Annotated in this window: 7 protein-coding genes and 1 tRNA gene; 2 read left to right on the top strand and 6 right to left on the bottom strand. The window is 69.1% G+C overall.

Annotated elements, in window-relative coordinates:
- The first annotated feature begins 23 nt into the window (after positions 1-23).
- Positions 24-99, top strand: a tRNA-Val gene (locus tag ACTB72_RS08700).
- A 132-nt stretch (positions 100-231) separates the two neighbouring features.
- A complete protein-coding gene (locus ACTB72_RS08695; protein WP_463036600.1) occupies positions 232-723 on the top strand; it encodes an MOSC domain-containing protein in 492 nt (163 codons plus the stop codon).
- A 13-nt stretch (positions 724-736) separates the two neighbouring features.
- Here ACTB72_RS08695 and ACTB72_RS08690 read toward each other — a convergent pair whose 3' ends face one another.
- Genes ACTB72_RS08690 through ACTB72_RS08665 form a run of 6 tightly spaced genes read right to left on the bottom strand, consistent with a single transcriptional unit; the run spans position 737 to position 6,676 of the window.
- Positions 737-1,972 carry a hydantoinase/carbamoylase family amidase gene (locus ACTB72_RS08690; protein WP_463036599.1) on the bottom strand — a complete coding sequence of 412 codons (1,236 nt, stop codon included), beginning with the start codon at positions 1,970-1,972 and terminating at the stop codon, positions 737-739.
- The gene (locus ACTB72_RS08685; RefSeq protein WP_463036598.1) at positions 1,972-3,291 is read right to left on the bottom strand and encodes an ArgE/DapE family deacylase; all 1,320 of its coding nucleotides are present in this window, start codon (positions 3,289-3,291) and stop codon (positions 1,972-1,974) included. Before ACTB72_RS08685 ends, ACTB72_RS08690 begins: the two co-directional genes overlap by 1 nt.
- Positions 3,292-3,302: 11 nt before the next feature.
- Complete coding sequence (locus ACTB72_RS08680) at positions 3,303-4,295, bottom strand: branched-chain amino acid ABC transporter permease (protein WP_463036597.1); 993 nt, start codon at positions 4,293-4,295, stop codon at positions 3,303-3,305.
- A gap of 40 nt (positions 4,296-4,335) precedes the next feature.
- Entirely contained in the window at positions 4,336-5,211 is an 876-nt protein-coding gene (locus tag ACTB72_RS08675) for a branched-chain amino acid ABC transporter permease (RefSeq protein ID WP_463036596.1), read from the bottom strand.
- 9 nt (positions 5,212-5,220) lie between these two features.
- Entirely contained in the window at positions 5,221-5,940 is a 720-nt protein-coding gene (locus ACTB72_RS08670) for an ABC transporter ATP-binding protein (protein WP_463036595.1), read from the bottom strand.
- Positions 5,933-6,676 carry an ABC transporter ATP-binding protein gene (locus ACTB72_RS08665; protein ID WP_463036594.1) on the bottom strand — a complete coding sequence of 248 codons (744 nt, stop codon included), beginning with the start codon at positions 6,674-6,676 and terminating at the stop codon, positions 5,933-5,935. The genes ACTB72_RS08670 and ACTB72_RS08665 overlap by 8 nt, the downstream gene beginning before the upstream one ends.
- Positions 6,677-6,689: the final 13 nt, after the last annotated feature.

Raw genomic sequence — 6,689 nt, 5'->3', positions numbered from 1 at the left:
CGCCCCTTAATGAGCGCGTCACCGGGCGGTTAGCTCAGTTGGTAGAGCACAGTGTTCACATCGCTGGGGTCACTGGTTCGAATCCAGTACCGCCCACCATCTCCCTCCCTCGCGCCCTGACGGCGCGCTTCGGCGCCGGTCCGAAGCCTGAGGCGGGAGGCCCCCTGCCCCCCTCGCCGACCCTCGTTTCCTGACTTATGCTGGCGCGCCAGTTCAGGGGGAGACGATGACATGAGCGATCCGCATGCGACCCGTCCGCATTGGTCCGGCGTGGTGGAGGCGCTGCATGTCACGGCGCGCGCCTCCCTGCCGATGACCGCGATGACGCGGCTGGACCTCGTCGCCGGGCACGGCGTCTCAGGCGACCGCTACGCGACCGGCGAGGGCTTCTACTCGGCCAAGCCCGAGGAGGGCCGCCAGATCACGCTCTTCGAAATCGAGACGCTGGAGGCGCTCGCCCGCGACCATGGCATCGCGCTGACCCCCGAGGAGCATCGCCGCAACGTCACCGTGCGCGGGGCGCCGCTCAACCACCTGGTCGGGCGACGGTTCCGGGTGGGCGCGACGTTGCTGGAGGGGATGCGCCTCTCCACCCCCTGCCGGCATATCGAGGAGATCACCGGCAAGGCGATCTTCAAACCCCTCATCAACCGTTCCGGCCTCAACGCCCGGATCCTGACCGGCGGGGCCATCTCGGTCGGGGACGTCGTCGCGCCGGAATGACCCCCGCCGGCCCTCAGGAGGCGAGTTCGATCGTCGCCGCCAGCATCACGTCCACCCCGGCGGCGCATTGGCCGGACGTGCTCCATTCCGCCGGATTATGGCTGATGCCGGTGTCGGAGGGCACGAAGAACAGCGCCGTCGGGCAATAGCCCATCATCGGCACCGCGTCGTGGCTCGCCACCGTCAGCAGGTCCATATGCGACAGGCCCAGCCGGTCGCAACAGCCGCGGATCATCGCGTTCATGCCGTCATGGCATGCGATGGGGCCGAAGGCGAAATAGGGGTCGAGGTCCACGACCAGCCCCCGGGCCGAGGCGACGCGGGTGCAGAGCGCGCGCAGCTCGCCCTCCATCTCCTCCAGCGCCTCGGGGGTTTCGTGGCGGATGTCGCAGCTCAGGCGCACCTCGCCCGGGATCACGCCGCGGACATTGGGGTCGAGCTCGAGATGCGGCGCGTTGGAGCGGCCCTGACGGCCCCGCGCCCGGCCGATGGCCTCGATGCCGAGGATCAGCTCCGCGGCGCCGGCCAGCGCGTCATGGCGATGCTCCATCAGGGTCGGGCCGACATGGCCGGGTTCGCCGCGCACACGGGCGACGAAGTAGCGGGCGCGGTAGGAGCCCACGACCACGCCGATGGCGGTGTCGGCTTCCTTCAGCAGCGGGCCCTGCTCGACATGGGTTTCGAGATAGGCCGCGAAGGGGCGTCCGCCGACCTCGATCTTCTTGCCGGGCTCGTCCAGCGCCGCCAGCGCCTCGGCCACCGTGATCCCGGCCGGATCGGTGCGCGACAGCGCGAAATCGAGCGTGATGTCGCCGACATAGGCCGAAGAGCCCATGGTCATCGGGGAGAAGCGCGAGCCCTCCTCGTTGTTCCAGATCGCCAGTTCCACCGGCGCGCGGAGGCTCGCCCCGGTCTCCTGCAACCGCCGCAGCACTTCGAGCCCGGCGATGATCCCGGTGGCCCCGTCGAACTTGCCGCCCGTCGGCACGGTGTCGAGATGCGAACCGATGACGACGGGGAGCGCCTCCGGATCCGTCCCCTCGCGGCGCCCGAAAATGTTGCCGAGGCGGTCGGTGGCGACCGTGCAGCCCGCCTCCTCCATCCAGCGTTTCAGCAGCACGCGCGCCTCGCCGTCGCCGGCGCTCATCGCCAGGCGCCGGCAGCCGCCATCGGGCGTCTCGCCGATGCGGCCGAGCTCCATCAGCGCGGCCCAGCCGCGGTCGGGGTCGGAGCGGAGGAGGTCGGTCATCAGGCGTTTCCTTCCAGCGGGACCAGTCCGCACCAGCGCGCCATGAACAGCGCCATGGTCTTGGTGGCGTCGCGCACGGTGTCGAGGTCGACCCGCTCGTCGATCCCGTGCGGGCGCTCGCAGACCGGACCGTAGACCAGCCCGGGCGTGCCCTGATAGAGGCCGAAGAAGCGGGCGTCGGTGGCGGCCGACGTGGCCTCCTCCTCCAGCGCCCTGCCGAAGACGCCCCTGTGGGCGGCGGCGAGCACCGCCTCGGGGCCTTCGGCGTTCTCCAGCACGTAGCCCTCGGTCATGTGGCCGTGATATTCGATCCGCGGCGGGCGGTTCGAGAGATAGGGATCGGCGAGCGCGGCCTCGGCCACCCGCGCCTCGATCTCGGCGCGGATGTCGGCGAGGTTCACGCCCGGGAACACCCCCACCCGGATGCTGAGCACGGAGGTGGCGGCGACCGAGGAGGTCCATTCGCCCCCGTCGATCTCCCCGATATTCACCCGGATCGGGTGGGGATGATCGGCATATTCGGGATGGTCGCCCTTGCGGGCGTTCCACTCCGCCTCCAGCGCCTTGATCGGCGGCCAGAGGGTCAGCGCCTTTTCGATGGCGTTGGCGCCGGCCTGGTTGAACCCGCCCGAGGCGTGCTGCGGGTCGCCGTCGACGATCACGCGGAACCAGATCAGCCCGACCTCGGCCCGCATCAGCTTGGGCCCCAGCGGCTCGGGCACGAAGGCGCAATCGGCGCGGTAGCCGCGTTGCAGGCAGGCGAGCGTGCCGTTGCCGGTGCACTCCTCCTCCACCACCGACTGGAAGAACACCGGGGCGCCGGGGGCGAAACCGGCGGATTTCAGCGCATCGAGCGCGAAGAGCGTGCCGACGAGGCCGGATTTCATGTCGCCGGCGCCGCGGCCATACATCCACTTGCCGTCAAGCCGCGGCTCGAACGGCGGCGTGGTCCAGCGCTCCACCGGCCCGGTCGGCACCACGTCGACATGACCGTTGAAGATCAGCGATCGGCCGCCCGGCGCGCGCTTCGCCGGCCGATGCGCGCCGACCACGTTCCAGGCGTTGGCGTAATCCGCGTCGACCACCGGCGAGAACCCGGGCAGGCCCGAAATATCCTCGACCTTGATCTTCCAGCGGTCGACATCGAGCCCGCGGGCCGCCATCGCCGCCTCCATCACGTCCTGGGCGGTGTGCTCCTGCCCGCGGATCGAGGGGGCGCGGACGAGGTCCTGGGTCAGCCGGATCTGCGCGTCGAAATTCGCGTCGACGGCGGCGAGGATCGCGGCCTCGGCGGCCGGATCGAGGGGGGGGAGGTTCATGTCGCTCTCCTTCACGCGCGGCGCGCGGCGGCGATGGCCCCGCGCAGGGCGGGGACGAGGGTGATCAGCCCCTTGGGAAGGAACATCACCACGCCCACGATCAGCGCGCCGTAGACCAGCAGGCGGTAATCCTCGAGATCGCGCAGCCATTCGACCGACACCGTCAGGATCAGCGCGCCCAGCAGCGGGCCGGTGAACGTGCCGAGGCCGCCCACCAGCGCCATGGCGATGACCAGGATCATCAGGTCGGCCCCGACGGCGGCGGTGGGGGTCAGGATGGTGATGTAATGGGCGTAGAACGCCCCCGCCACGCCGACGATGAAGGCCGAGACGCCGAACACCAGCAGCTTCATGCGGGGAAGGTTGACGCCCAGGCTCTCGGCCGCGTCCTCGGCGTCGCGCATGGCGATCATGGTCAGGCCGACGCGGGAGCGCATGATGGCGACGATGGCGCCCAGCGACAGCGCCAGCAGACCCAGCGCGAGGTAATAGAACGACACCTTGTCGGCGGGGCTGAAGCTGACCTTGCCAAGCCCCGGCAGGGCGAAGCCGTCGAAGAACGGAATGCCCCAGAGGCCGAGCTCGCCCCGGGTCAGGTCCTGCAGATTTGAAATCGTGATCCGCACGATCTCGGCGAAGCCCAGGGTCACGATGGCGACATGGGGCATGGAGCGGATGCGAAGGATCGGCAGGCCGATGGCGAGGCCCGCGGCCATGGCGAGCAGCCCGCCCAGCCAGATGGTGATCCACGGGCTCAGCCCCGACTGCATCGCGATCAGGGCGGAGCCATAGGCCCCCAGCCCGAAGAAGGCGTGATGCCCGAAGGTCTTGAGCCCGGCGAAGCCCGTGACCAGATTCCAGGCCGAGGCGAAGATCCCGAAGATCATGGTCAGGATCAGCACATGCAGCAGGTAGCTGTCATGGGTGGCGAGCGGCAGCAGGACCAGCAGCAGGATCGCCAGCGCGACGCCGCCCTTCTGCCGCAGCGTCAGCGGATGGAACATGCGGACCTCGTCGAATTGGGTTTTCGGAAGGGGGCGCGGCTCATGACGTCTTGCTCCCCAGCAGGCCCCAGGGCCGCCACCAGATCACGGCGATCATCAGCCCGAACGAGATCACGTCGCGCCATTCGGACGAGGTGACCTGCACGCCGATCGCCTCCACCACCCCCAGCACCAGCCCGCCGACGATGGCGCCGGGGAAGGACCCGAGCCCGCCCAGCACCACGACGACGAACCCCTTGAGCAGGATCGGCAGGCCGGACCACGGGTTCACCGCATAGATCGGGGCCAGCATGGTGGCGGCCACCGCGCCCAAGGCCGCGGCGAGGCCGAAGGTGATCATGTGGATGCGCGCGGCCGGAATGCCGACCACCGCCGCCGCATCCGCGTCCTGCGAGGTGGCGCGGATCGCCCAGCCGAGGCGGGTGTGTTTCAGCAGATAGGTCATGCCCCCGATGGTGACCGCGGCCACCGCCAGGATCAGCAGGCGTTGGGCGGGCAGACGCACGCCCCACAGGTCGACCATCCCCTCGATATAGTAGGGCACGCTCTGGAAATTCTCGCCGAACAGCAGCAGCGCCGCGTTCTGCATGACGATGGACAGGCCCATGGTCACCGCGATGGTGGCGAACATCCACCCCTCGCGCCCCAGCAGGTGGTGGATGGTCAGCCGCTGCACCGACGCGCCCAGCAGGAACCCGCCGAACACCGCCCCCGGAATGGCGAGATAGGGCGGCAGCCCCAGCGTGACGGAGAGGAAGAATACGAAATACCCGCCCAGCATGAAGAAGTCGCCATGCGCGAGGTTGAGCACCCGCATCGTGCCGTAGATCAGCGCGATGCCGCTGCCGATCAGCGCGTACATCGAGCCGATGACCAGCCCGTTTATGATCTGTTCGATCAGGATCGTGATCGTCATGTCCGCCCCTCAGGTCCCGAGATACACGCGCCGCACGATGTCGGAGCGCATCATCTCCGCCCCCGTGCCCGACAGCGCCATGCGCCCGCCCTCGAGCAGATAGCCCTGGTCCGACAGACCGAAGCTCAGCTGCACGTTCTGTTCGTTGAAGATCACCGCGATGCCCTCGCCGTTGACCTTGCGGATGATGTCGGCGATCTGGCCGACGATCATCGGCGCGAGGCCGAGGAACGGCTCGTCCATCAGCAGCAGGCGCGGCCCCGACATCAGCGCGCGGGCCACGGCCACCATCTGCTGTTCGCCGCCGCTCATCTTGCCGGCGATCTGGTCGCGACGCTCCGCCAGGATCGGGAACAGGCTCTCCACCCATTCCAGCCGCTCGGAGGCCTTGGCCGCGACCGCCTTGTGATAGGCGCCGAGCATGACGTTCTCGCGCACCGTCATGTCCTTGAAGAGCCGGCGCCGCTCCAGCACCATGGAGATGCCCATGGCGACCTTTTCGTGGGTCGGAACGCGGGTCAGGTCCTCCCCCTCGAAGATGACCTTTCCCGACCGCACCGGGGTCAGGCCCATGATCGCCTTCAGCACGGTGCTTTTCCCCGAGCCGTTGGGCCCGAGGATGGCCACGACCGACCCGGCCTCGGCCTCGATCGAGACGTCCCACAGCACCTGATAGCTGCCGTAGACGACGTTGAGCCCTTCGACTTTCAGCATCGGCGCATCAGCCATGTTTCGCGCCCTCGCCCAGATAGAGCTCGACCACATCCGCGTGCCCGGCGATTTCGGCAGGCGTCCCCTCGGCCATCTTCACGCCGCGGTTCATGAAGAGCGCGCGGTCGGCGAGGTCGTTGATCACCCGCATGTTGTGTTCGACGATGATCAGGGTCAGGCCCGCGTCCCGAAGGCTCAGCACCAGGTCGATCAGACCCGGCAGGCTCTTCTGGTCGACGCCGCCCGTCACCTCGTCCATCAGCAAAAGCTTCGGCCCGGTGGCCATGGCGCGGGCGAGCTCCAGCCGCTTGCGCTGCCCGGTGCTCAGCCCCTTGGCGAGCACGTCGGCGCGGTCGGCGAGGCCCACCTGCTCGACGAATTCCATCGCGGCTTCGCGCGCCGCGGTCAGGCGCGAATGGCGGGCGAGCGCGCCGACCATGACGTTCTCGGTCACGCTCAGCTCATCGAAGGGCTGGGTGATCTGGAAGGTGCGCGCGACGCCCGCATGGCAGCGGCGGTCGGGGCGCATCTTCGTGATGTCCTCGCCGTCGAAGATCACGCGGCCGGAGTTGGGCGAGTGCACGCCGGAGATCATGTGGAAGGTCGTGGTCTTGCCGGCGCCGTTGGGCCCCATCAGGGCCAGGATCCGGCCGGGGGCGACGGTGAAGGAAAGATCGTCCACGGCGCGGATGCCGCCGAAGGAAAGCGAGATCCCCTCGACCCGCAGAAGGGCGTCGGGAGAGGCGTCTGACATGCGGGGGCTCCGG

Source organism: Albimonas sp. (assembly GCF_055129145.1).
This window is presented reverse-complemented; position numbering and strand designations above follow the sequence as displayed.